General features: G+C 38.0%; 18 protein-coding genes. 8 read left to right on the top strand and 10 right to left on the bottom strand.

Annotated features, from left to right (window positions below):
• Positions 1-13: 13 nt before the first annotated feature.
• The 4 genes from glgA to glgB all read right to left on the bottom strand — a co-directional run bounded on the left by glgA (position 14) and on the right by glgB (position 5,750).
• Positions 14-1,438, bottom strand: a complete 1,425-nt coding sequence (glgA, locus tag KS419_RS18930) for a glycogen synthase GlgA (protein ID WP_217067950.1) — start codon at positions 1,436-1,438, stop codon at positions 14-16.
• Positions 1,439-1,499: 61 nt separating this feature from the next.
• Positions 1,500-2,606: a glucose-1-phosphate adenylyltransferase subunit GlgD gene (gene glgD, locus KS419_RS18925; RefSeq protein WP_217067949.1), complete on the bottom strand. Its 1,107-nt coding sequence runs from the start codon at positions 2,604-2,606 to the stop codon at positions 1,500-1,502.
• Between the two features lie 84 nt (positions 2,607-2,690).
• A complete protein-coding gene (locus KS419_RS18920) occupies positions 2,691-3,833 on the bottom strand; it encodes a glucose-1-phosphate adenylyltransferase (protein ID WP_217067948.1) in 1,143 nt (380 codons plus the stop codon).
• Positions 3,834-3,848: 15 nt separating this feature from the next.
• Positions 3,849-5,750, bottom strand: a complete 1,902-nt coding sequence (glgB, locus tag KS419_RS18915; protein ID WP_217067947.1) for a 1,4-alpha-glucan branching protein GlgB — start codon at positions 5,748-5,750, stop codon at positions 3,849-3,851.
• Positions 5,751-6,188: 438 nt separating this feature from the next.
• Between glgB and pulA the strand changes: the two genes are divergently transcribed.
• From pulA to KS419_RS18890, 5 genes are all read left to right on the top strand, one after another.
• Positions 6,189-8,300, top strand: coding sequence for a type I pullulanase (gene pulA, locus KS419_RS18910; RefSeq protein ID WP_217067946.1), 2,112 nt, complete (start codon positions 6,189-6,191; stop codon positions 8,298-8,300).
• Between the two features lie 341 nt (positions 8,301-8,641).
• Positions 8,642-10,357, top strand: coding sequence for a PucR family transcriptional regulator (locus KS419_RS18905; RefSeq protein WP_343215094.1), 1,716 nt, complete (start codon positions 8,642-8,644; stop codon positions 10,355-10,357).
• Positions 10,358-10,543: 186 nt separating this feature from the next.
• Positions 10,544-11,752, top strand: coding sequence for a M24 family metallopeptidase (locus KS419_RS18900; protein ID WP_217067945.1), 1,209 nt, complete (start codon positions 10,544-10,546; stop codon positions 11,750-11,752).
• Positions 11,753-11,767: 15 nt separating this feature from the next.
• A complete protein-coding gene (locus tag KS419_RS18895; protein WP_217067944.1) occupies positions 11,768-12,838 on the top strand; it encodes a homoserine dehydrogenase in 1,071 nt (356 codons plus the stop codon).
• A complete protein-coding gene (locus tag KS419_RS18890; RefSeq protein ID WP_217067943.1) occupies positions 12,828-14,276 on the top strand; it encodes an aldehyde dehydrogenase family protein in 1,449 nt (482 codons plus the stop codon). The genes KS419_RS18895 and KS419_RS18890 overlap by 11 nt, the downstream gene beginning before the upstream one ends.
• Positions 14,277-14,389: 113 nt before the next feature.
• Here KS419_RS18890 and thrB read toward each other — a convergent pair whose 3' ends face one another.
• The 3 genes from thrB to KS419_RS18875 are packed head-to-tail and all read right to left on the bottom strand — an operon-like array spanning position 14,390 to position 17,689.
• Positions 14,390-15,337, bottom strand: a complete 948-nt coding sequence (gene thrB / locus KS419_RS18885) for a homoserine kinase (protein ID WP_217067942.1) — start codon at positions 15,335-15,337, stop codon at positions 14,390-14,392.
• The gene (thrC, locus tag KS419_RS18880) at positions 15,327-16,394 is read right to left on the bottom strand and encodes a threonine synthase (protein WP_246594274.1); all 1,068 of its coding nucleotides are present in this window, start codon (positions 16,392-16,394) and stop codon (positions 15,327-15,329) included. The genes thrB and thrC overlap by 11 nt, the downstream gene beginning before the upstream one ends.
• Positions 16,391-17,689, bottom strand: coding sequence for a homoserine dehydrogenase (locus KS419_RS18875; protein WP_217067941.1), 1,299 nt, complete (start codon positions 17,687-17,689; stop codon positions 16,391-16,393). The genes thrC and KS419_RS18875 overlap by 4 nt, the downstream gene beginning before the upstream one ends.
• A 425-nt stretch (positions 17,690-18,114) precedes the next feature.
• On the opposite strand from KS419_RS18875, the gene KS419_RS18870 reads away from it, so the two are divergent.
• On the top strand, positions 18,115-20,178 hold the full coding sequence (locus tag KS419_RS18870; protein WP_343215092.1) for a cation:proton antiporter domain-containing protein: 2,064 nt from the start codon (positions 18,115-18,117) through the stop codon (positions 20,176-20,178).
• 233 nt (positions 20,179-20,411) lie between these two features.
• Here the strand turns inward: KS419_RS18870 and KS419_RS18865 are convergent, their stop codons facing one another.
• Positions 20,412-21,272: a 5'-3' exonuclease gene (locus KS419_RS18865; protein WP_343215091.1), complete on the bottom strand. Its 861-nt coding sequence runs from the start codon at positions 21,270-21,272 to the stop codon at positions 20,412-20,414.
• Positions 21,273-21,371: 99 nt separating this feature from the next.
• Positions 21,372-22,223 (bottom strand): DegV family protein, encoded by an 852-nt coding sequence (locus KS419_RS18860; protein WP_217067940.1) that lies wholly within the window; start codon positions 22,221-22,223, stop codon positions 21,372-21,374.
• A gap of 172 nt (positions 22,224-22,395) precedes the next feature.
• Between KS419_RS18860 and KS419_RS18855 the strand changes: the two genes are divergently transcribed.
• Positions 22,396-22,689 (top strand): hypothetical protein, encoded by a 294-nt coding sequence (locus KS419_RS18855; protein ID WP_217067939.1) that lies wholly within the window; start codon positions 22,396-22,398, stop codon positions 22,687-22,689.
• 63 nt (positions 22,690-22,752) lie between these two features.
• Here KS419_RS18855 and KS419_RS18850 read toward each other — a convergent pair whose 3' ends face one another.
• Positions 22,753-23,604, bottom strand: coding sequence for a DegV family protein (locus KS419_RS18850; RefSeq protein WP_217067938.1), 852 nt, complete (start codon positions 23,602-23,604; stop codon positions 22,753-22,755).
• A 264-nt stretch (positions 23,605-23,868) separates the two neighbouring features.
• Between KS419_RS18850 and KS419_RS18845 the strand changes: the two genes are divergently transcribed.
• Positions 23,869-24,741, top strand: a complete 873-nt coding sequence (locus KS419_RS18845) for an SDR family oxidoreductase (RefSeq protein ID WP_217067966.1) — start codon at positions 23,869-23,871, stop codon at positions 24,739-24,741.
• The last annotated feature ends 69 nt before the right edge of the window (positions 24,742-24,810 follow it).

The following is a 24,810-nucleotide window of genomic DNA, read 5'->3' as shown; positions in this document are numbered from 1 at the left end:
GTCTTTCTGGAATTTATACATTTACCGCAGATAATTGCTGATAAACTTTTGCGTATTCGTGGGCAGAATCTTTCCAGCTAAATTTACTTTTGTTAACATTTTTTAATAGCTGATCCCAGTGTGTGTCATGATAATAAATACTAAGGGAATAACGTAACACAAATAATAAATCATGTGCATTGTAATTAGTAAAACTGAATCCATTACCTTCTCCGGTTTCTTCGTTGTATGGGAATACGGTATCTTTTAAACCACCAGTTTCTCTTACAATAGGCACAGTCTTATATTGTAATGCCATTAGTTGAGATAACCCACAAGGTTCAAATTGGGAAGGCATAAGGAAAAAATCAGCACTGGCATACATTTGTCTTGCCAAACCTTCGTCAAATGTCAGTCTAACTGCTACTTTATCTGGAAATCTTTCTGATAAATGATAAAAATACCCCTCAAACTCAGGATCCCCTGTTCCAAGTACAGCTAATTGAACATTTTCTTGGAGGAACTCATCCAGAACACGTTCCACAAGATATAATCCCTTTTGTTCCACTAATCGAGTAATCATAATATATAGAGGAATTTCTTTATCCACAGGGAGATTTAATTTTTCCTGAAGGAATTCTTTATTTTCCTTTTTCTTAACTCTTGAATGCTTATAATTAACAGAAATGTGTGGGTCCTTCATGGGATTGTAATCATCTGTATCAATTCCGTTGATTACACCAATTAAATCATCAGATCTATCCCATAAGATTTGATGGAGACCTTCGCTGTAATATGGATCTTTTATTTCTTCTGCATAAGAAGGGCTGACAGTTGTAATTTTATCTGCATGATGCAAGGCACTTTTCATGCAATTTAACATCCCTTTCCATTCCATCCCCCCCAAGTGGCTAGGATGAAGGTTAAAGAAATCATGGAAAACATCTGTTGTCATCATTCCTTGATATTTAATATTGTGAATGGTAAATACAGTTTTCATATGCTCAACAGGTTGTGTAATTTTCGCCAATGCAACAGCAATTCCAGCCTGCCAGTCATGTGCATGGAGTATATTTGGTTTAAAATCAATATGATATATCGTTTCCATGACAGCTTGATTAAAAAATACAAAGCGTTCCCCGTCATCGTAATATCCATAAACCCCTTTACGGGTAAAGTAGTAATCATTTGAAATAAAGTAATAAAGTATCCCGTTATGCTCGAGAGTATAGAGACTCGCTTCTTGATTTCGCCACCCTAGAGGAACATTGAAGGTAGTTTGAAACGACATTTGTTTACGCCAATCTTCTGAGATTTCATCATACATAGGGAGAATGACGCGTACCTCCATGTTCTCGTATTCTTTTAAAGCTTGCGGCAGAGACCCGATTACATCTGCGAGCCCTCCAGTTTTAATAAAAGGGGTGCATTCTGAGGCGACAAATAAGACATTTTCCATATCAGATCTTCTCCTTCCGTAATAAATAATATTTTGCTCCCCCAAAAGGTGTATGCAATAACTACATGACTTTCCGTTTGGCAATAACATATGGTTTATCTTGAGAACCAATAAATGTCTGGTCTTTTGTAACATGAACATCCTTATCCAGTATGACATTTTCTAAATGAACACCAGATTCAATAGTACAACGCTGCATAATGACTGCATTCTTGATTTTTGCCCCTTCCTGTACAGTCACTCCACGGAATAAAACACTTCCTTCCACCTCCCCGTCTATGACACAACCATTTGCCAATAATGATTCTTTTACATTAGAATGATCGCGGTATTTAGTTGGTGGTTCGTTACTGATTTTCGTTCGAATGAATGTATTTTTATAAAAAAGAGATTTATAATTCTCGGACTTTAAGAGATTCATGTTATGTCTGTAAAAACTTTCAATAGAGTTGATAAATGCAGAATAACCAACATGTTCATATACCTGTACTTTTAAACGGCTAAGATTCTCCTTGATTCCATGAAAAAAGAAATGGTCTTTGTGATGGGCGATACATTGGTCTACCAGATCAAGCAATAAATCTTTATTTATGATATACACCCCGCTAAAGAGGTGAGGATTTGTTTTTTCATTTGTCAAATCTGAAACATATCCTTCATCGTTTAATTCAATCCGAAGACAAGGATCGTGCTCCCGATCCAACACATCCACTTTTGTGGTGATGAGTGTGACATCCGCCTCACTTTCCAAGTGAGATGTAAAGGCATCTTGATAATCACCGTTTGATATAAACTGACTGCCGCTGATCAGGACATACTTTCCGTTACCCCTGTAGAAAAAGTCTCGGTTATTATGGAAAAAACGTAAGTCACCTTTTGAAATGTCTGTAGGGTCGTTCCAGTCAGGGGGAAGAATAAACAATCCGCCATTACGGCGATCTAATTCCCAGTTGGCCCCAGTGCCAAGGTGATCCATTAAAGAGCGGTATTTATTCCTTGTGAAAATTGCTATTTCCTGAATATTAGTGGACACCATATTCGATAAGGTGAAATCAATAAGACGATAACGTCCTGCGAAAGGAACGGCTGCTCCACAGCGGAAATAGGTTAATTCATGTAAAGAATGTTGTTCGTAATCAAGGTTGATTAATCCCATCAATGTATTCATATATAGACCCTCCATCATGTAAAAAATGGTGAAGCATTAATCTTATGCGGCAGAGCTAATAGAGTAAAGGCAATAATAGATTTTCTAAAGTGTCAACGCCTGTGTTACAGAGTCTTGGTCAATAACAAGTGGTTCTTCAAATGGATTGGAACGAATTTGGATACCATCTGGTATGATAGTATTTTCCATAATTATTACTCGGTCAAGAACAGCATTTTTACCTACTTGAACGCCAGGATGAAGGATGGATTGCTGTATGTTACTTCCTTGATGAACAGTTACATTTTCAAATAGAATCGAATGATCTACTTTCCCACAAATCCATGATCCAGAATTAATGAGGGAATTGTTTATAGAGGCATTTTTCCCGAAAAATTGTGGAGGATAGTTGGAATCGTGTGTATATGTTCTCCATTGACGGTTCGTTAGCGAGAGGGAATGATTTTCTTCTAATAGATCCATGTTCGCTTCCCAATAACTTTGAACAGTTCCAACATCTTTCCAATATCCTTCAAATCGATAAGCAAATAATTGAAGATTGTCTTGAACCATGGAAGGAATTATGTCTTTTCCAAAATCATGACTTGATACGGAATTAGAAGCATCGTCAAGTAAATAGGACTTTAAGGTGGACCAATTAAAAATATAAATCCCCATCGATGCTAAATTACTTTTTGGATTTTCGGGTTTTTCCTCAAATTCATAGATTCTTAGATCATCTGTTGTATTGAGAATACCGAACCGGGAAGTTTCATCCCAAGGAACTTCCATAACCGATATGGTTGCATGGGCACCAATTTTTTTGTGATAATTAAGTAATTTGTTATAGTCCATGTGATAGATATGGTCACCGGAAATAACAAGGACATATTCAGGGTCGTGTTCTTCGATAAAATGAATGTTTTTATAGATAGCATCCGCCGTGCCGGAATACCAATTGCCTCCATCTTTGGCCGTATAGGGAGAGAGAACAGAAACACCATCATTTTGACGATCTAATCCCCAAGGCTTTCCGATACCAATGTGTTTATTTAACACTAGGGGAGCATATTGTGTTAAAACCCCGACTGTATAGATTCCAGAATTAGTACAGTTACTTAATGTGAAATCAATAATTCGATATTTCCCCCCAAAATAAACTGCTGGTTTAGCCAGGTTTTTGGTTAATGTACCTAGACGTTTACCTTCGCCACCAGCTAAAAGCATTGCAACACATTCTTTTTTCATTCCACTTCCCCCTGATCATTTATTATTTTCCACGCATTGGAATATCGTCATAGCTAACGGTGGGACTTTCACTTTAATATGCTGTGTTAACCCGTGCCACTTTTCTGGGAAACTAAAGTGTTTTCCTTCGTTAAGCTGGTTGGAACCACCAAAATCTATTGAATCAGAATTGAAAACTTCCCGATAAATACCTGGCTCAGGTACGCCAATTTTGTAATCAAAAATTACATTTGGAGTAAAATTACAGACAATGATTAATTCCTCATTTGGAGCGGAACTTTTTCTTCGAAAAGCAATGATACTCTGATCCACATTGTGGGGATCAATCCATTCAAATCCTTCTTGTTGGTGGTCTAGTTCATACAAAGATTTATTTGTAAGATAAAAATGATTAATGGATTTTACGAATTGATAAATACCACGGTGTAGGGGATAGTCAAATAAGTGCCAATCCAATTGTTCTTTATCTTTCCATTCAGCATATTGACCAAATTCACCGCCCATAAAGAGGAGCTTTTTCCCTGGGTGTGTCATCTTATACCCTAATAAAAGTCTTAAGTTTGCAAATTGTTGCCATTGATCTCCCGGCATTTTATCCAAAAGAGATTTTTTACCGTGTACGACTTCGTCATGGGATAAAGGTAAGACAAAATTTTCTGAGAAGGTATACATGAAAGAGAAAGTTAATAAATGATGATGCCATTTGCGATACACAGGGTCGTATTTCATAAACCGTAGCATATCGTTCATCCAACCCATGTTCCACTTGTAATTAAAGCCTAATCCTCCTAAATATGTTGGTGCAGTTACGAGGGGAAGATCGGAGGAATCTTCTGCCATCATGAGTGCTTCTGGCTTGTATTTAAAAACGACCTCATTTAACTTTTTGATAAAAGCAGAAGCCTCTAGATTCTCCTCTGTTCCGAAAGAATTATAGATTTTCTCTTCATGATCCCCTCGGTCAAAATTTAAATAGAGCATACTGGCAACGGCATCGACCCTGATCCCATCTAGATGTAATTCCTGAAGCCAGTAAATGGCATTGGAGATTAAAAAACTTTGTACTTCTGGTTTACCAAAATCGAAAGTTAACGTACCCCAAGATTTTTTTTCCGACTTTTGAGGGTCTGCATATTCAAAGAGGGGAGACCCATCGAATAAACGGAGACCGTGATCATCTTTACAAAAATGACCTGGTACCCAATCCATAATTACTCCAATCCCATGTTGGTGACATTGGTCCACAAAGTACTTAAACTCATTTAATGTCCCATAACGTGTGGTAACAGAAAAATAGCCTGTCATCTGATAGCCCCACGAGAGATCGAAGGGATGTTCCCCAAGTGGGAGGATTTCAATATGAGTAAATCCCAATGTTTTAACGTAAGGAATAAGTTCATTTGCTAACTCCAAATAAGTATATAATTCTCCATCCGTTTTTATCTTCCACGTTCCGAGATGAACTTCATATATTACCATTGGAGACTGATGGCTATTCTCTTTTTTCTTTTCTTTTAGCCAATTATGATCTTGCCAATGATAAACCTCGTCATCTGGAGTTAATGATGCAGTAGCAGGTCTAAGTTCCGATTGAAAGGCATATGGGTCTGCTTTTAATATTGAATTGCCATTACTTTGAATAATCAGAATTTTATAACGGCAGCGGAGAGGTAATTCTGAGAAAAAACCAAACCACAAACCTTCGTTGTTTATCCGTTCAAGGGAGTGATATCTTCCATCCCAGTGATTAAAATCGCCGACAATATGAACTTCTTTTGCATTTGGTGCCCATACCCCAAAACGATATCCATATTGGCCATTCCACTTTATTCTGTGGCAACCGAGCATTTGGAACGACTCATAATTGGTTCCTTGATGAAATAAAAAAATGTCTTGTTCTGAGATGTTGTACCGCATTTTATTTCCCCTTTCTTCAGATAACGATGAGGCCCGATAGTGATTAAATATACACTACATAGTTGAAGCATATTTCACATGGGAAGGAACCTCAATGAACTTGTCAGATAATTTAACGCATAATTGTTAATTTTCTTAATATGGTGTTTTTAGAGTAATTCTCTATAGATATGTTGTATCCTCTATTATTGATGATAAAAATTTATTACGAATTTATGAACAGTTGCACGATTTTACAACCAAATGTAAAGTTTGTTATTTAAACATAACATTGTATATATATACTTCTATCATTCGAGGATATTTGACATATGTCAAAAGAATTATTATCTTGATGTTTCCATAATCTTGGTTATAATTAGGTTTGATTCCGAGTAGAAGAAAATAAAAAACAGGATTTTAGAAAACCTACCGGAGTGGCGGAAAGGGAGTTGTCCAATGGAGCAAAATGTAGCCTGGATTGATCATAGTCATGAACTGACAATTAATATGAAGGATAAGGACATCTTGGATGAACTGGACAAAAATGGAAGCGTTCCTTCAATTGCTTTAAAGGATAAGGTAATTTTCCCACAGGTGAATTCTGTGATTGACTTTACGGTAAAAATGAGTGTTGACAACCCTTTGCCACTGGGAGAAGAATTAATTCTCACATGGGGAGAATGGAATATTCCTGTATTTACTGGAGCTGTTGTGAGGACCAAGTGGTTTGATGAGACATATTCAGCAACCGAAGCAGTATTAGGTCCATCTTTTGGAAAGGACGGTACTTTGTTCTCATTGTGGGCTCCAACTGCAACGAGTGTAATAATATCTTTAAATAATAAATTGTATTCTTTAAATCGAAGTGAGAAAGGTGTTTGGTCAACTTATATTGAAGGGAATTGGCATGGGGCAGTGTATGAATTTGAGATCACAATTAATGGAAAAGTAGAATGGGTAATTGATCCTTATGCCAAAGGCCTTTTAGCCAATAGCGAGAAAGGCGTCGTTATAGATCCTGAAAAAACAGTTCCTTTCCACGGGAAACGGATAGATCGTCCAAAAATAGATTCCCTTTTTGATACGATTATTTATGAACTCCATGTAAGGGATGCTACGGTAAGTCAAAGTAGTGGAGTACACAACAAAGGTACGTTTCTTGGACTGACAGAGACCAATACAATGACAAGTGGAGGTTTCTCCACAGGTTTATCTTATATAAAAGAATTGGGAATTACACATGTTCAGTTATTACCGATTAATGATTTTGCAAGAGTGGATGAGTTAAAACCGGAAAATCAGTATAACTGGGGTTATGACCCCCTATTTTTTCAAGTGCCAGAGGGGAGTTACTCCACCATTCCAAATAACCCTGTCTCGAGAATAAAAGAATGTAAACAAATGATTGATGCTTTTCATGAAGAAGGTATTTCTGTTATTTTAGATGTTGTCTTTAACCATGTTTTCATTATGGAAGAATCCCCTTTCGAGAAAATTGTTCCAGGTTATTATTTCCGTTACCATGAGGATGGAACAGTGAGTAATGGAACAGGAGTAGGGAATGATTTTGCTTCGGAAAGAATAATGGGAAGAAAATTCATTTTAGACACTGTAAAGTATTGGCTTCATGAATACAAAGTGGATGGATTTCGTTTTGATCTCATGGGAGCTTTAGATGTATTTACAATGGAAGAAATTCGCGATTTTTGTTCAAAGGAAGAAGATCCCGTAATGTTGTTAGGGGAAGGGTGGGAACTACCAACAGCACTCCCCTCACAACAAAAAGCAACCATATTTCATTCTGATCAGTTACATGGCATTAGTTATTTTAACGATTTTTTCAGAGATACATTAAAAGGTAATTTGTTTGATGGAAATGACCGTGGTTTTGTCAATGGGAATGGGAGGTTTGTGGAGCGTCTCTCAAGACTTTTAACTGGATCTGTGTTAGAAGAATTCGGTCAACCGATGGTAGATGATGTTAAGCAATCAATCAATTATGTGGAATGTCATGATAACCATACCCTTTGGGATAAACTCACCCTCTCCAATTCACAGGATGAAGAACTAGTCAGAAAAAAGATGCATCGTATGGCAACGGGGCTTACTTTACTGAGCCAGGGAATTCCTTTTCTTCATGCAGGTCAAGAATGGTTCCGTTCAAAAAATGGGGATGACAACAGTTATATATCGGGGGATGAGGTCAATCAGTTAGACTGGGAACAAAGGGAGAAAGAACATGAAAGTATTGCGTTTATTCGAGCTCTTATTAAACTCCGTAAAGAAAATAGTGTATTCCGGTTAAAGACAAAGGAAGAGATTAGACGAAGGTTTCATCTCCTTCATGTTCCAGACCCCATTTTAGGTTTTACATTAATTGGTGACCATGAAGATTTCGCCATTTATGGGAATCCAATGAATAGGAAACAGGATATTCATTTACCGTCTCCAGGTATATGGCAGGTTGTTCTATCCAGTGACTTGGAAGGGTGGATGAATTATATCAAGGGAGAATTTGCGGAGCTACAGCCTTATGAATTGGTAGTCATGAAAAAAACAAGAAAATAGTTTGAAAAACTATAAAACGGTCACGGACTTATTACGTGACCGTTTTACTTTCTCATTGGTTTTAAGGTGCAAACAGAAGTGCTTCAACACGAGGCATTCCTTCTATGAGACCGATTACAACTAATGTTTGACACTGGTTTGGTTTCAGTGATACTCCTCTGGCAGTAAAGAACCACATTGTCTGTACACGAAATTCGTATTTCCAGGTCCATTGTCTTTGGATCAATAGTCATATAATCAATTAAAAGCTATATAGCAAGTAAGAAAGCAAATAATCTTTTACTTGCCCTGTGTTGTGAATCTTACTAAAATAGGGTTATTCCTAATTTTTCCCACATAAACTGTACTATTTAGTTCTGATCGGGGGTGGTTTACTTGGGTTAACTGTAAGGGATGTTATTCAATTACCGGTTCTTGAAACTTCAAAAATAAAAAGTGGGAAAAGATATTTGGATCTAAAAAAGATTGACTGGATATCTGTTATTGAAGTCCCTGTTGAAAACTTTGTCAGAAAAAATGAGTTTGTTCTTAGTACGGGAATTGGCTGTGAGGACGATCCAATTCTATTGGAACGCTTTGTTAAGGATGTTATCGAAGCTGGAGCATCCGTTCTCGCATTTGCAACGGGAAGATATATTTATGATATTCCGGAACGGGTGATCCAATTGGCCAGTCATTATGATTTTGTAATCCTTGAAATTCCCTGGGAAGTCAGATTTGGAGATATTCTTCACAGTGTTCTTGAAGAAATAACTAATGACAAACGGTGGGAAAGGCAGCAGGCTGAGGGGGTTAGACAAGAACTAATTGACTGTGTCTTGCAAGAAAAAGGATTACAGGACATTTCAAACATTTTATATAAGCGCATTAAAATCCCTAACGCAATAATAGATTTCTCTGGATCCACAAGGGCTAATAGTCATTTTAATAGAAACCTATTAAATATTATGTCGGGAAAGATTGAAGGACAGCATCAACAAATTCCCCAGTTGGATTTGTTTACAGACCACCCACTGTCCCATTATATGGAAGAATTTATGGTGGACCATCACATGTGTTTTCAGCTGACCATCTCAAGTAACCATAATAAACAAGGATATTTATTAATTCAGCCAAAAGAAAGACAGGAGTTAACATGGTTTGTCATGAATGTGTTGGAACATGCCCTCACTGCGTGTGCTCTTTATTTTGTAAAGGAAAATGCCATAGAGATGACAGAAGTGCGGCTTAGAGATAATTTCATCCTAAATCTTACGAAAAATAACACGGAAGTCACTAATCAATTAATCTCAAAGGGACAACTATTAGGTTATGATTTAACTCGACCTTATATTTGTATCGTAGGAGAAATAAAAAAGGATTCTGACTTGAATAAGACGAAGCGAAAAGATCGACCACCCACCTCCTCCCTGCAAAGTATGAATTATTATATACAGAAGGAAATTACAAAAGCAGGGGATGTTCTTCATAGGAGAACCATGGCAAGCTTTGAAGAAGGGGAAGTCGTAATCTTTCTAGAGGCAGACCATCAGCCATATATGGAAACAGCAAATCAATTTTTAGATCTTGTGGAAAAACGTTTAAATGATTTATTATCGGATATCACTTTGTCATGGGGAATTGCAACTCATAAAGATGGACATTATGCCTTTTTTGACAGTTTCAAAGAAGCAAAGACTGCCCTTGAAATCGGTAAACAGGAATCAGGTTATGGGGGAAGGACATTTTTCAGTGATACTAGAATTAACCGTCTCTTAATGACCCTTTCAGAAGAAAAAGAAATTGAATCCATTGTGAAAGATACGATTCAACCTTTGATAGATTATGATCAAAAACGGAAAGCAGACCTTATATACACGTTTATTGTCTATAATAAATATAAGGGCAATGTTAGTCAGACTGCAAGAGCATTAAATCTCCATCGACAATCACTCCTCCATCGATTAAGGAACATCGAGTCATTAACTCAATTATCGCTAGTGGATTCAGATGACCTCTTTCTTTTAGAATTGAGTGTCCGTTTATGGATGTTGAAAAAGAACAATGATAAACAATAAAGCCAACTGACTTACAATTTTTTGTAGCAGTTGGTTTTTCTTTGTTATTAAGAAAAAAAGACCGTTATATCAATGGTGTATAACGGAAATTGCTAAAGTTCATACAGTTTGAACATTACATTGAACTATAGTTTTTAATACTATAGTACTAACAAAAGATAAATCTGATAAAAGGAGGAGGATCCTATGCTTCCGTTTGATTTGTTTGAATATCAAAGTAGGCTTACAAAAACGAAAAAGCGAATGGAAGAGAAGGGAATTGACGTTTTACTTGTAACGGATCCTGCTAATATGAACTATCTTACAGGTTATGATGCTTGGTCCTTTTATGTGCATCAGATGTTAGCTGTTATTATAGATGAGCCCCAGCCTTTATGGATTGGACGATATCAAGATGCGAAAGGGGCCAGAACGAAAACGTGGCTTCATGAAGAGAACGTGTATGCTTATCCGGATTATTATGTTCATTCAGCTATCCACCATCCAATGGATTATATTGGACAGAAACTCGTTGACTTAGGACACGGAAAAAAAACGATTGGTGTGGAGATGGATAATTACTATTTTTCTGCAAAAGCATTTATACAACTACAAAATAATCTACCGAATGCCAGATTTATAGATGCTGACTTATTGGTAAACTATGTACGGCTTATTAAATCGGAACAAGAGATTAATTATATGAAACGGGCAGCGATGATTGCGGAACACGCCATGTATAAAGGGACAGAAAGTATTCGTGCGGGGATGAGAGAATGTGACATTGCAGCCCAAATTTATTACTATATGCTTTCTGGAACGGAGGAATATGGGGGAGATTATCCTGCAATTGTTCCACTCTTACCTACTGGTGAAAATACAGCTATTCCACATCTGACATGGACCGAAAGATCGTTCCAAGAAGGGGATGCGGTTATTGTTGAATTAGCAGGGTGCTACAAACGATACCATGTACCATTAGCTAGGACTGTATCTATTGGTAATCCTTCAGAAGATTTGCAACGTGTCACACCTATCGTAGTGGAAGGATTGGAAGAAGTTTTGGATGCTGTTAAGCCGGGAATGACGTGTGGAGAAGTGGAAGAAGTATGGCGGAAAAGTTTGAAAAAGCACGGAATTGAAAAGGAGGCCAGGTTGGGATACTCAGTTGGACTAAATTACCCACCTGATTGGGGAGAGCACACCGCAAGTATAAGAGCAAGAGACACGACAGTATTGCAGCCTAACATGACCTTTCATTTAATTCCAGGATTATGGTTTGATAAATATGGTATTGAGATTAGTGAATCATTTCGTGTCACTGAGGATGGATGTGAGACATTTACCAATTATCCAAGGGATTTGATGATCAAAGATCCTTTTATTATTAATCCCCATGGGGGGAAAATAAGTTAGTGGAGGGGATAGGCTATGAAAATAGCATTTGTCGGTTTCGGCGGAGTAGGGCAATCCCTTGCGAAATTGTTAGTGGAACAGAAGAGACAATTAATTGAAGACTTTGGATTTGAACCAGTAATTGTTGCCGTATCTGATGTGATGAAAGGGGCTGTTTATGATCCAAAGGGGTTGGATATACCGCATTTATTAGAGGTGTTGGATGAAACAGGGAATATGGAAAATTACTTTAATACCAGGTCGAAAGTTGTAAAGGGATTGAACAGCTTGGAGACAATAACCGGAACAAATGCGGAAGTCATCGTCGAGGTAACGTATACAAATGTGAAAACGGGTCAACCTGCGATTGACCATTGCAAAGCTGCATTTGAAAACAAAAAAAGTTTAGTGACAACTAATAAAGGACCAGTTGCCCTTCTCTATCAAGAGTTAGGGGAACTGGCTGCCAAAAATGATGTGTTTTGGGGGTTTGAAGGAACCGTAATGAGTGGTACCCCTGCACTTCGAATGCCTGTTTCCACTCTTGCTGGGAATGATATAACGGAAATTAAGGGTATTTTAAACGGAACTACTAATTATATCCTAACGGAAATGGAAGCGGGATCTTCATATGAAAACGCTTTGGCAAAGGCACAAGAACTTGGTTATGCCGAAGCGGATCCGACGAGTGATGTGGAAGGATATGATGCAAGATATAAAGCTGTTATTCTTTCGAACTATTTGATGGGGGGAAATATAACTCCAGATGATGTAGCTTGTCAAGGGATTAGTGGGATTACAGTTGAAAAAATGGAAGAAGTGAAATCTAGGAATAAAACAATACGACTATTAGCAAGGATAAAAAAGGCGAATGGAAAAATAACAGCAAAAGTTCAGCCAGAAGAATTAGAAAAGAATGATCCATTGGCGAGTGTTCAAGGTCCTACGAATGGTATTTTATATAAATGCAACTTAGCTGGACCAATTTTTCTAACTGGTGCAGGGGCTGGCCTCCGGGAAACGGCGTATTCTCTTCTAATTGATCTGATAAATTATCAAAGGGAAAAACGTATGAAAGTTCGGGAGGTGGATTACAATGCAAATTAAAGTGAAAGAAGAAAAAATGTTTATCGCAGGAAGATGGGTGAAGAAAAAGGAAACGTTTCATGTATATGATCCTCAGAATAATCAACTAATCGCAAAAGTTCCATTAGCTACAAAGGAAGATATGGAAAGTGCTATTGAATTGGCAGAAGAGGCATTTCAGAGTATTGAATCATGGCCGGTCCATGAACGGATGAAAGTACTTCGGCGGGCGGCAAATTATATGGAAGAGAATCGGGAGAAATTTGCCCGTACAATAGCATTGGAAGGCAGTAAAACAATTAATGAAGCAAGATCAGAAGTGAAAAGGGCAATTCAGACGATACAATTAAGTGCGGAAGAAGCAAGAAGAATTAATGGGGAAACGATTAATTTTGATCAGAACGAAGGAAGTGAGAACAGGATCGGTTATTATTATCGGTTCCCAATTGGTGTAATAGGGGCTATTACTCCTTTTAATGATCCGTTAAATTTAGTAGCCCATAAAATCGGCCCTGCTATTGCAGCTGGAAATGCGATTGTCGTTAAGCCGGCTTCCGTGACGCCATTGAGTGCTCTATTATTAGCAGAAGCCTTTTACAATGCAGGGATTCCAAACGGTTTTCTGTCTGTAGTCACTGGTTCAGGTAAGGAGGTTGGAGAAACACTCGTTACCCATCCAGCAGTTCGAATGATTACATTTACAGGTGGAGGGGCGGCAGGAGAGAAAATAGCCCATAAAGCAGGAATCAAGAAAGTAAGTATGGAGTTAGGTTCAAACTCCCCTGTAATTGTCATGGGAGATGCTAATCTACCAGATGCTGTTCAATCATGTATTTCTGGTGCATTTTCAGCAGTAGGGCAAAATTGTATTGGTGTTCAGCGTATCTTTGTGGAAAAGAGTGTGTATCGCGATTTTCTCGATCAGTTTGTTGAACGGACAACAGATCTTCGGGTAGGGGATAAGATGGGTGAACTAACCGATGTCGGACCGTTAATTAATGAAAAAGAAGCAAAAAGAGTGGAATCCTGGGTTAGTGATGCACTACTTTGTGGCGGTAATTTACATGCAGGTGGAAAAAGAGATGGTGCATATTACTATCCTACTGTTTTAACGCACGTTCCGGACGAGGCAAAAATTGCAGAAGAAGAGGTATTTGGTCCTGTCGTTTTAATAGATCCAGTAGAAAACTTAACAGAAGCAATAAAACGTTCAAATCGTGTAAATTACGGATTGCAAGCTGGAATATTTACATCTGATATAGAAAATGCCTTCTATACTATTAAGAAACTAAAAGTTGGAGGTATTATGGTTAATGACAGTAGTGATTACCGGATTGATGCCATGCCCTTTGGTGGTGTAAAAGGTTCAGGCTTAGGAAGAGAAGGTGTGCGTTCCTCCATTGAATCTATGACCGAAGAAAAAGTGGTCTGTTTCCGGCTACAGGAAAAACTGCTCTGATTACTGAAAGGTGCGGAACCTAGAACCCCGCACCTTTTTTTAATGATAATTTATAAGTTTTTGGCACCTTCGGACACTGTCCTACGCTCGTGACCATAGGCGCTGCACTTTTTTTATTGTCTAGCTCCAGCGCCTACGCTTTTCATATTGGTAGGTGTCATTCCTGCATCTATGCAAACTCCTTTTTTATCTACTTTTATAAGTTCTATCGCGTATTCTGAATAATAGACTTGAAGTTCCCTTCGAATGGTTTTTCCTTCTCCAATTGGAGCAAAAAACAAAATGATTGGTCCCGCTCCACTTAATGTCACCCCATAAATCCCTAATTTAGATGCAATGGAAAGAGCTTTTTTCAACTCAGGAATGACTTCTTCTCGATAAGGTTGATGGAACAGGTCCTTCATCATCATTTTCCCCATGACATCCCACTGCTTTTGTAATAGGGCAGCAACTAAGACGTTACTGATGGCACTCCCTTTCACAGATTCCTTGAACGTTAAGGTATCAGGCAATAAACTTCTTGACTCCTTTGTTTTTAGTTCGTAATCAGGGATAACTGCTACCATATCAAATTCAGGGGTTCCACCTAAAATCACATCAGTAGCGTCTTCCCGATGATTTCCTATGACTAATCCCCCGTAAACAGATGCGGCAACATTATCTGGATGCCCCTCAAGTAGACTGGCGAGCCGCACTTTCTTTTCAGGAGACAGGTCTAATTCAAGAAGTTGATTAGCTAGCTCAATACCAGCAACGATTGCTGCTGCACTGCTCCCAAAGCCCCTAGATAGGGGGATATCACTAATCATGGATATTTCACATGGGGGAAGATCCAGGTCGAATTCACGGGCAACCGATTCGGCCACTACATATACTAAATTTGTTTTATCTGTTGGAATTCCCGTTAAATTTGTTGATTCTGGGAGAAAGGACCATTTATCACTTGTTTTGACATGGAGCGTTAAATAGCGGTTAACTGCTAATCCAACAGAATCAAATCCAGGACCTAAGTTTGCTGTACTACCAGGAACAGTGATGGAAAATAAATATTTATTTTTCATGTGCCACACGTCCTAAAATATGATCAAATAGAACATTTTCGTTATTTGGTAATTGAATAGGAGAAAAGTTGGCAGTATCAATGGCGCAGTTAGGATCTTTTAAGCCGTTTCCAGTGAGAACGGCCACTACTTTAGACCCTTTTTTAATTTCACCGGAATCAAGGTGTTTTTTTACTCCGGCAAGAGAGGCACAAGATGCCGGTTCAGCAAATACCCCCTCCGTTTGAGCGAGCAATTGGTAAGCATCTAAAATTTCTGCGTCTGTTACTTCATCAATTTTTCCGTTAGAAGTAGTTGCTGCTTCTACTGCTTTATCCCAACTTGCAGGATTTCCAATTCGTATAGCTGTTGCAATTGTCTCTGGATTTTCAATCACTTTGTTTCTTACAATGGCAGCTGCCCCTTCTGCTTCAAAACCGTGCATCTTTGGTAATCCAGTCTTATATAAATCATGATATTCTTGGAAACCTTTCCAGTAGGCTGTGATATTTCCTGCGTTTCCAACAGGAATGGCCAACACATCTGGTGCACTGCCTAATTGATCACATACTTCAAAGGCAGCCGTTTTTTGCCCTTCAATTCGATAAGGATTAACAGAGTTAACAAGGGTAATTGGTGATACTTCACTTAAGTTGCGGACCATTTGCAAGGCATTGTCAAAGTTTCCCTCAATGGCATATATTTCAGCACCATACATTACAGCCTGTGCTAATTTTCCCATTGCAATTTTTCCATAGGGAATTACGATAATACACCTTAATCCAGCCCTTGCAGCATAAGCTGCGGCTGCAGCAGAGGTGTTCCCGGTTGACGCACACATAATAGCTTCACTGCCATCTTCCTTTGCTTTTGCAACAGCCATCACCATTCCCCGGTCTTTGAAGGAACCAGTTGGGTTAGCACCTTCATATTTAACATATAAATCGATTCCCCACTTTTCAGAAAGTGTTTCCAAAGGGATTAATGGTGTATTCCCTTCCTGCAAAGAGAGTTTTGGTGTTTTTTCTGTTACTGGTAATAGCTGACTATATTGATGTATGAGCCCTTTCCATATCATCGATTATCATCCCCTTCCACACGATAACTGCTTTTCACTTGTTCTACCACATCTAGGTCATTTAACTGTTGGATAATAAAGTCATAGTTTCGTTTAGAAACAATATGGGTAACGATGATTATTTCTGCAAGATTCCCTTCATCCAATGGAAGTTGCAATATTTTTTCTAAACTGACCTGATGATTGGAAAAAACGGATGTTAAGGCAGCGAAAGTTCCCGGTTGATCTTTAGCGTGAATCCGTAAAAAGTATTTGGCAAAAATCTCCTCGTCAGATTTTATTTTCTTAGAATACTGTGGCAGGATGACACTGTTTCCATTTACACCTAACCTCATGTTTTTTGCCACTTCTACTAAATCGGAGACTACTGCGGTGGCAGTAGGAAGTTTTCCTGCACCAGGACCATAAAACATCGTTTCCCCAACTGCTTCTCCATAAACGTAAACGGCATTAAACTCATTATGAACTGCCGCAAGGGGATGACTGTGAGGAACAAGTGTAGGTTGAACACTAATCTCGACTTTATCCTCTGTACGGTCCGCGATCCCTATTAATTTCATTGTATATCCCAATTGATGACAATACTCCAGATCCTCTTTTGATACGTTGGAGATACCAGATACAGAGACATCATCTAAGTCTACTTTCATGGAAAATCCTAACGTTCCAAGGATGGCAATTTTTCGTGCAGCATCCAGACCTTCCACATCCGAAGTGGGATCGGCTTCTGCATAGCCAAGGTCTTGAGCTTCGTGAAGAACTTCCCCATATTCTCGACCTTCCTGTGACATTTTTGTCAAAATATAATTTGTTGTCCCGTTCACAATTCCCATCATTTTTTTGATGCGATCCGATGCTAAACCTTCTACTAAGCTACGGAGGATTGGTATTCCTCCAGCAACACTGGCTTCATAAAATAAGTCACACTTGTTTTCTAAAGCCACTTGTAGAAGTTCACTGCCATGAACAGCCATTAAATCTTTGTTGGCTGTAATTACATGTTTTTTATTTTGGAGTGCCTGTAAAATATAGTTTCTAGTATGTTCTATTCCACCCATTACTTCGATAATCACATCGATAGATGGATCATTTAATATATCACTGGGATCATCTGTTAGTCTAGAACCATTGAGGTATATATTCCTATCTTTAGATAATGTTCTCACTAGTATTTTTTTAACACTAACCTTACACCCTACCTGGTGCATCAGTTTATCTTGGTGTTCATCAATAATTTGAACAACACCACTCCCCACAGTCCCTAAACCAAGTAGACCAACCGAAATACTTTCCATCTTTATCCTCGCCCTTCATGTTCGTGTCTATTTATAGAGGACACCTGTTCTTTTATAAGAGACATTATAGATGGTGTGAGATCTTTTTACAAGCCTTAATTCATCAAATTTAATAAAGGGATAAGCTAGCTGAATTCCTATTATGAATGGAATAGTTGTTATATTAGTAAAGAAAGCGCATTCAGTAATCAGCAAGAATATTAAATTATTTTTAAAACATTAAAAAAATATAAAATAATTCATTCCTAGAATAATGCTTATTGAAGCAGACATAAGATGAAATAATATGGATCATAAATTGTTTAAAGTTTTTTATAAATAAGTCCAGTATGGGATACTACCATCTGTATCTATGTTCAAATTATTGTTGATTTTTAATATCCGATGATAAAAATCAATTATGCTTGGGTAAGAGGAGGATACCATTGACATTTCAGACACCTATAGAAGATCCTGTTATTATCTTTGCGTTAACAATGTTAATTTTTTTTATTACTCCCATACTCATGAATAAACTTCGAATCCCAGGAATCATTGGTCCCATCCTAGCTGGAATTATTATTGGACCAAATGGATTAAATATATTAGAGCGGGATCAAACCATTGTTTTATTAGGCACTGTTGGTTTGTTATTTATTATTTTTATTGCTGGTCTAGAATTGGACATTGATGGATTTAAAAAATATCGTCATCGGAGTATTTCTTTTGGTCTCCTATCCTTTTTAATACCATTAGTATTTGGGACGTTCTTTGCTCTTATGCTCGGATATAGTATTGCAGCATCCTTATTAATAGGCTCTATTGTAGGATCGCACACTCTTTTGGGATATCCGATAGCAAGCAGATTGGGTATTTCAAAAAATAAGGCGGTTACGACGGCGGTGGGGGGCACATTACTAACGGACACTCTTGCCCTTTTATTACTTGCAGTTATTGCAGGTGCTGCAATGGGCCAACTAACACCAAATTTTTGGATCACATTATTTATTTCACTGCTTTTATTTTTGATTGTTGTTTTATGGGGTACACCATACTTATCACGATGGTTCTTTCGAAACATCAGTACAGAAGGTACTAATGAATTTTCCTATGTAATGGTTATTCTATTTGGCTCAGGGTTTTTAGCCATTGTAGCAGGAATGCAACCAATAATAGGAGCTTTTTTGGCAGGTCTTGCACTTAATCGATTTATAATTGATCAAGGTCCACTGATGAACCGGATCCGATTTGTTGGGAATGCCCTATTTATTCCATTTTTCTTACTTTCTGTTGGCCTCTTAATGGACTTAAGCGTACTGTTCAGTGATCCAAGATCATGGATTGTGACGCTGCTAATACTTGCAGCGGTTTTTATTGGGAAGGGTCTAGCCCCACTTATCATAAGCAAGATCTATAAGTACAATACTACAGAGACGAAAGTCATGTTTGGACTTTCTATTCCACAAGCTGCAGCAACACTCGCAGCAACTCTCGTTGGATATGACATTGGATTATTGGATCAGGCTACGGTTAATGCAGTCATTATAATGATCTTATTAACGTGTATGCTAGGTCCTTATTTTGTCGAGAAATACGGGAGAAAGTTAGCGGTTAGTGAAGATTTGAAACCCTATGTACGGAAAGAGGGTCCAGAACGGATTCTTATTCCGTTATCCTCCCCTGAAACAATGGAATCATTGTTAGATCTCTCCTTTATCATTAAATCAGAAAAAGACGATCAGCCATTGTATCCACTGACAGTGGTTCAAAAAGAAGTGGGTTATGCAGAAGGGGAAGTGGCCAAAGCTGAAAAGATGTTGGGGCATGCTGTCATGTACGCCTCTGGGGCTGATATGCCAGTCCGTCTATTAACAAAAGTGGATCTCAATGTTTCTGATGGGATTGTAAGAGCGATTGCGGAAGAACGAATTAATATTGTCGTGGCAGGCTGGGATGCGGAAACATCAAATAAGCAATTATTTGGGAGTGTTATTGACCGGTTTATTTACCGTACGAATCAAACTGTTCTCGTTTCGAAAATTGGGCATCCGTTAAATACAACGAGGCGAGTGGTGGTCATTCTCCCCCAAGGGGCAAACTATAAGCCTGGATACCATCAAGGACTTGAAAAAATAAAGATGATAACGAGTAAGTTAAATGTGGGAATGCTTGGGATAGTACTTAATGATTCTACAGATAAATATGTTGATTCCATGAAAGAAGTTAAACCCAATCCACCTACAACGCTAGTCCATCTAGAAGGATGGACAAATTTCTATGACAAGTTTCTGCCTCAATTTAAAGAAGATGATTTGGTTATTATTATGAGTGCCAGAAAAGGAACAATTGCGTGGCATCCGCAACTGGAGAAACTGCCAAGAATGTTAGCGGACAGGGGGCAGGAAAGTTTCATTATATTCTATCTGGCAGAAGAAGAAGAAGTGGATGTCAGAGGGAGCAGAGGAACAGAAATTCCGAAAGAGTTTCTATTTAGCAAGTACGGGGATTAATAGTAAAAAGGAGTTTCAGACGGAGGGATAAAACCTCTGAACAGAAACTCCCTTTTAAAATTAATTATATAACGCTCGTGCCCTTAGGCGCTTGCGCTTTTCTTTGTCTAGCTCCAGCGCCTACTTGCTGCGGGGCACTTCGGAAGTGACAACCGAAGTCAAAGAGCGGACTTCTAGTTGTCATTCCTCCACTGCCCTACGCTCGTGCCCTTAGGCGCTTGCGCTTTTCTTACTTAAATTATTGATTCTAGGTTTTTAAATTCCAATTCTTTAAACTTATCGATCATTTTCTTTCGGTCTATCTCAAAGATAGCCTGTTCTAAAGAACATTGTACTTCCACTTCACAGTGAATTTTTGCTAATTTTCTCGACAAGTGTAACATTTCTAAGTCCTGTTCAATCTTAGACCGTTGACTTTTTGTTAAAGTGCTAAGGTTCTCGAGAATGCCTTCGATGGAATGATGTGCCTTTAGGAGGTTAATAGCAGTCTTTTCTCCAATTCCCTTTACTCCAGGATAGTTGTCACTGCTGTCTCCCATTAATGCTTTCAGATCAACCATTTGCTTTGGGGTAATACCCGTTTCATTTACAAATGTGTCTTCTTGATAGTAGGCATAATTTCCATACCCTTTTTTCAATAAAATCACATGAACGTTGTCATCAATTAATTGTAAAATGTCTTTATCACCCGTTAAAATAAGCACCTCAGAATCTGTTTTAAAGTGATGAGCAAGAGTTCCAATACAATCATCTGCTTCATAACCCTCAAGTCCCACGTTTGGAATATCTAAAGCTTCCACCACATCTTTTACTAAATCAAATTGGGGAATTAATTCCACCGGTGGTTCTCCACGGTTTGCTTTATAATCAGGAAAGATTTCAGTACGGAATGTTTTACTCCCCATGTCCCAACAACAGAGTACATGAGTTGGTTTGTAAGTGTTTACTGCCGTGAATAAATGTTTAATGAATCCGTGAATACCATTAGTGGGAATTCCTTTGCTGTTAATCATATAATAACCGCTAACTGCTGTAGCGTAGAAGGAGCGAAATAAAAGTGCCATACCATCCACTAACATAACTTTATTGTTCACAAGAACACCCTCTTCCTTTTTAGTAATCTTAAATAGTATACCAAAAAGGAGAGGACAGGTGGAAGATTTCCATTATAAACCTTATTCTAAGAAGAACGATTATTCGTTATGCCAGAGAATGGCTAACGTTCCTTCGCCTGCATGGACTGCAATGGTAGAACTAATCTCTCCGATGAAAATGTCCAAATCTGGAAACTGCACTTGTATTAATTCTTTCAGTTCAGCGGCCTTATCGAATACATTTCCATGCATTATCTGAACCTGATGAATGGTGTTTTTTTCATAGGAATTTTTTAACAAATCAATCATTCTGGTTATTGCCTTTTTTTCGGACCGGACCCGTTCGAAAAGTTCAAATTCTCCATTTGTATTAATTCGAATAATCGGCTTTATTTTTAAAATATTTCCCAGTAAGTACTGTGTACCTGACATACGACCGCCCTTATAAAATTGGTCAAGATTTCCCAAGAGAATGTAGTTTTCCCCTCTCTTTGCCGTTTCCCTTAATCTATCAGCGACTTCAGTTGCACTCATTCCTTTATCGGCAAGTTCTATCCCTTTGTAAATTAAGGATGTAATGGCGTGGGACATGGAGAGGGAATCAACTACTTCTACATTAAACTCTGCCATATTTTTCCCAGAAGTGGAACTGTCCAATGTCCCACTGAGTTTACTGGAAATATGGACAGCAATGGCATGCTCATATTCTTCCTTTAACTTTTCATAAAGCTCAGCAAACTTACCAACAGATGGTTGGGATGTTTTGGGTACTTCCTTATCATTTCGGATTCGGGTATATAATTCTTGAACAGACAAATCTACCCCATCCTCAAAGACCTCATTATCAAAAATAATCCCTAATGGGAGGACATAAACATCCGGATTTTCTGCTAACTCTTTTGAAATATAGGCAGTACTATCAGTAACCCATGCTATTTTTTTCTTAGCCAAAAATAACCAACTCCCTTCGCTTTCTATCTAAAGGTTAGGATGTGATGAATACTTTACTTTTATCATTCCTTTAATAGCAGTTTTTGAAACTTATCCAAGTATGATTCGTAGAAGGATATAACACGATTGGGATCGGGGATACTAAGAAAAAATAATCTTTTGGAGGAAATTAATGAATTTTATTAGTGAACATCCTTATATAAGAATGGAACGGGTAGTTACCCCATTGGAACAGACAAATGTGGAAAAAAAATGTTGGCTTAAATTGTATGAGGATCGTGTCGTAACAGAGACGAAAGAGTTTTTATTAAACACAATCATTGATATTTCCTTTAAAATAATCCGTGGACAAGAGGGGTTTTTATATTTACATACAAATCAAGGGGTTTTTACGTATAATGTCAAAGACGATCCAAAGGAATTTATTCAATGTTTTAAAGAGATTCAAAAAAGTAGGGGAGAATAAATTAGAAGTAATTCCCATGAGTTAAGGGAATTACTTCTTTTTAGAAGGTAAGTATAAGTTGCGCTATTGTTTGTGCCAAATGATTCCTAATGTCCCCTCCCCAGCATGAACAGCAATAGATGAACTAATATCTCCTACAACAATATCGAGAGCGGGGAATTGCTCTTGAACTTTTTTCTTTAACTCCTCTGCTTTATATAGGGCGTTTCCATGTAATATTTGTACTTGGTCAATTGTATGCTTTTCGTAGGATAGTTTTAATTGCTCTATTATACGATTGAACGCCTTTTTTTCAGAGCGGACCTTTTCAATTAATTCAATTTCACCCTCTGTACTTATCTGTAGGATAGGTTTAATTTGTAAGATACTCCCAAGAAGGAATTGAACACCATTCATTCTCCCCCCCTTATAAAACTGATCAAGGTTTCCGATTAAAATATAGTTTTCGGAGTTTTTTGTTTCCTTCCTCAAATTAGAAGCTATCTCTTTGGCAGAGAAACCTTGTTTTTCATATTCCATTCCTTTTTTTATTAAGGTAGTCATGGCGTAGGAAATGGATTTAGAATCCACTACTTCCACTTCGAATCCAGCCATGTCTTTGCCTGCTACAGAAGAATCTAATGTCCCGCTTAATTTACTGGAAATGTGCACTGCTATGGCAGTTTCATATTCCGATTTAAGATCTTCGTATAGTTTTGCAAATTTTCCAACTGGAGGTTGGGATGTTTTTGGGACGGTTTTTCCAGTTTTAATCCGTTCATATAAGTCATTCATCGTTATATCTATCCCGTCTTTATAATCCTTTTCATCGAACATGATGACAATGGGTAAAGAGTAAACATCGGGATGATCGATTAAGTCTTGTGTCATAAAAGCTGTACTGTCGGTAACCCAAGCGATTTTCTTTTTTTTCATTTCCCTTGCCCCTTTTCCAGTAATCTATAATTTAATTATATATAGGACCAACAACTAATACCAGATATTTATCCTAGGTACTAATTTTAGGGAAGTGATTGAGTAACTTTTAGAGAACGTTGAAAATCATTTATTTCTCCTTTAACAGTGGTTCTACATTATATAAAGTACTCCCAATAAATATTCCCGAAGCATAATCTGTGGTAAATACCTATTTCATTAGGGGGAGTAAAGGTGAAGTATCCAAAATACCCATATTATAATATGGAAAAACAATGTGAGGATGTTCCTGTTTCATTTTATCCACAACATCAAGAACATCACCCAGGATTGGAATCCATCATGGTACCACGGCCAATTTCAGAAAATCCAAGTTATATTGGCAGTGGAAAGCTAAATGGAAAGGTTGCGATTATTACTGGAGGTGACAGTGGAATCGGTAGGGCAGTAGCGTATGCATTTGCGAAGGAAGGGGCAGATTTAGTTATCCCGTATCTATGTGAACACTCAGATGCAGAAGAAACAAAAGCAAGAGTGGAACAATTAGGTCGAAAGTGTCTTTTACTACCTGGGGACCTTCAAGTGGAATCATTTTCGAGACACATTGTGGAACAGACACTGTCTATGTTTGGGAAAATCGATATTTTAATAAACAATCATGCGGTCCAGTATATCCAAGAAAGTATTCTTGATATTTCTGCAGAACAGTTAGAGCACACTTTCCGGACGAATATTTTTTCCTTTTTTTATTTAACCAAAGCAGTACTACCAAATATGAAAAAGGGGAGTACGGTGATAAATACGACTTCAGTTACAGCCTATGAAGGAAATAAATCTCTAATTGATTATTCTGCAACGAAAGGAGCGATAGTGGCATTTACAAGGTCTTTATCGTTGTCTTTACAGGAAAGGGAAATCCGAGTAAATGCAGTTGCACCTGGTCCCATATGGACTCCTCTCATTCCATCCAGTTTTTCAGCAGATAAGGTCAAGAATTTCGGCGTGGATCGACCAATGAAACGGGCAGGGCAGCCTTTTGAATTAGCCCCCACCTTTGTATATTTAGCTTCTGATGATTCAAAATATGTCTCTGGTCAAGTGATGCATGTCAATGGTGGAGAAGTGGTTGGATCTTAAAGCAGTAATATGATGAGGAAAGGAGCTGTCCTAAATGAATAGATTTATTTGGGACAGCTAGCCATTAGG

The sequence above is a fragment of the Evansella tamaricis genome, from assembly GCF_019042215.1.
In the GTDB taxonomy this organism is placed as follows: Bacteria; Bacillota; Bacilli; order Bacillales; family Salisediminibacteriaceae; genus Evansella; species Evansella tamaricis.
This window is presented reverse-complemented; position numbering and strand designations above follow the sequence as displayed.

Excerpts from the sequence above, each read along its gene's own strand:
- KS419_RS18855 (WP_217067939.1), top strand. The coding sequence starts at position 22,396 with ATGAATTTTATTAGTGAACATCCTTATATAAGAATGGAACGGGTAGTT.
- KS419_RS18890 (WP_217067943.1), top strand. The coding sequence starts at position 12,828 with ATGCAAATTAAAGTGAAAGAAGAAAAAATGTTTATCGCAGGAAGATGG.
- thrC (WP_246594274.1), bottom strand. The coding sequence starts at position 16,394 with ATGATATGGAAAGGGCTCATACATCAATATAGTCAGCTATTACCAGTA.
- KS419_RS18875 (WP_217067941.1), bottom strand. The coding sequence starts at position 17,689 with ATGGAAAGTATTTCGGTTGGTCTACTTGGTTTAGGGACTGTGGGGAGT.
- KS419_RS18895 (WP_217067944.1), top strand. The coding sequence starts at position 11,768 with ATGAAAATAGCATTTGTCGGTTTCGGCGGAGTAGGGCAATCCCTTGCG.
- glgA (WP_217067950.1), bottom strand. The coding sequence starts at position 1,438 with ATGGAAAATGTCTTATTTGTCGCCTCAGAATGCACCCCTTTTATTAAA.
- KS419_RS18845 (WP_217067966.1), top strand. The coding sequence starts at position 23,869 with ATGGAAAAACAATGTGAGGATGTTCCTGTTTCATTTTATCCACAACAT.
- pulA (WP_217067946.1), top strand. The coding sequence starts at position 6,189 with ATGGAGCAAAATGTAGCCTGGATTGATCATAGTCATGAACTGACAATT.
- KS419_RS18920 (WP_217067948.1), bottom strand. The coding sequence starts at position 3,833 with ATGAAAAAAGAATGTGTTGCAATGCTTTTAGCTGGTGGCGAAGGTAAA.
- thrB (WP_217067942.1), bottom strand. The coding sequence starts at position 15,337 with ATGAAAAATAAATATTTATTTTCCATCACTGTTCCTGGTAGTACAGCA.
- KS419_RS18900 (WP_217067945.1), top strand. The coding sequence starts at position 10,544 with ATGCTTCCGTTTGATTTGTTTGAATATCAAAGTAGGCTTACAAAAACG.
- glgB (WP_217067947.1), bottom strand. The coding sequence starts at position 5,750 with ATGCGGTACAACATCTCAGAACAAGACATTTTTTTATTTCATCAAGGA.
- glgD (WP_217067949.1), bottom strand. The coding sequence starts at position 2,606 with ATGAATACATTGATGGGATTAATCAACCTTGATTACGAACAACATTCT.
- KS419_RS18850 (WP_217067938.1), bottom strand. The coding sequence starts at position 23,604 with ATGAAAAAAAAGAAAATCGCTTGGGTTACCGACAGTACAGCTTTTATG.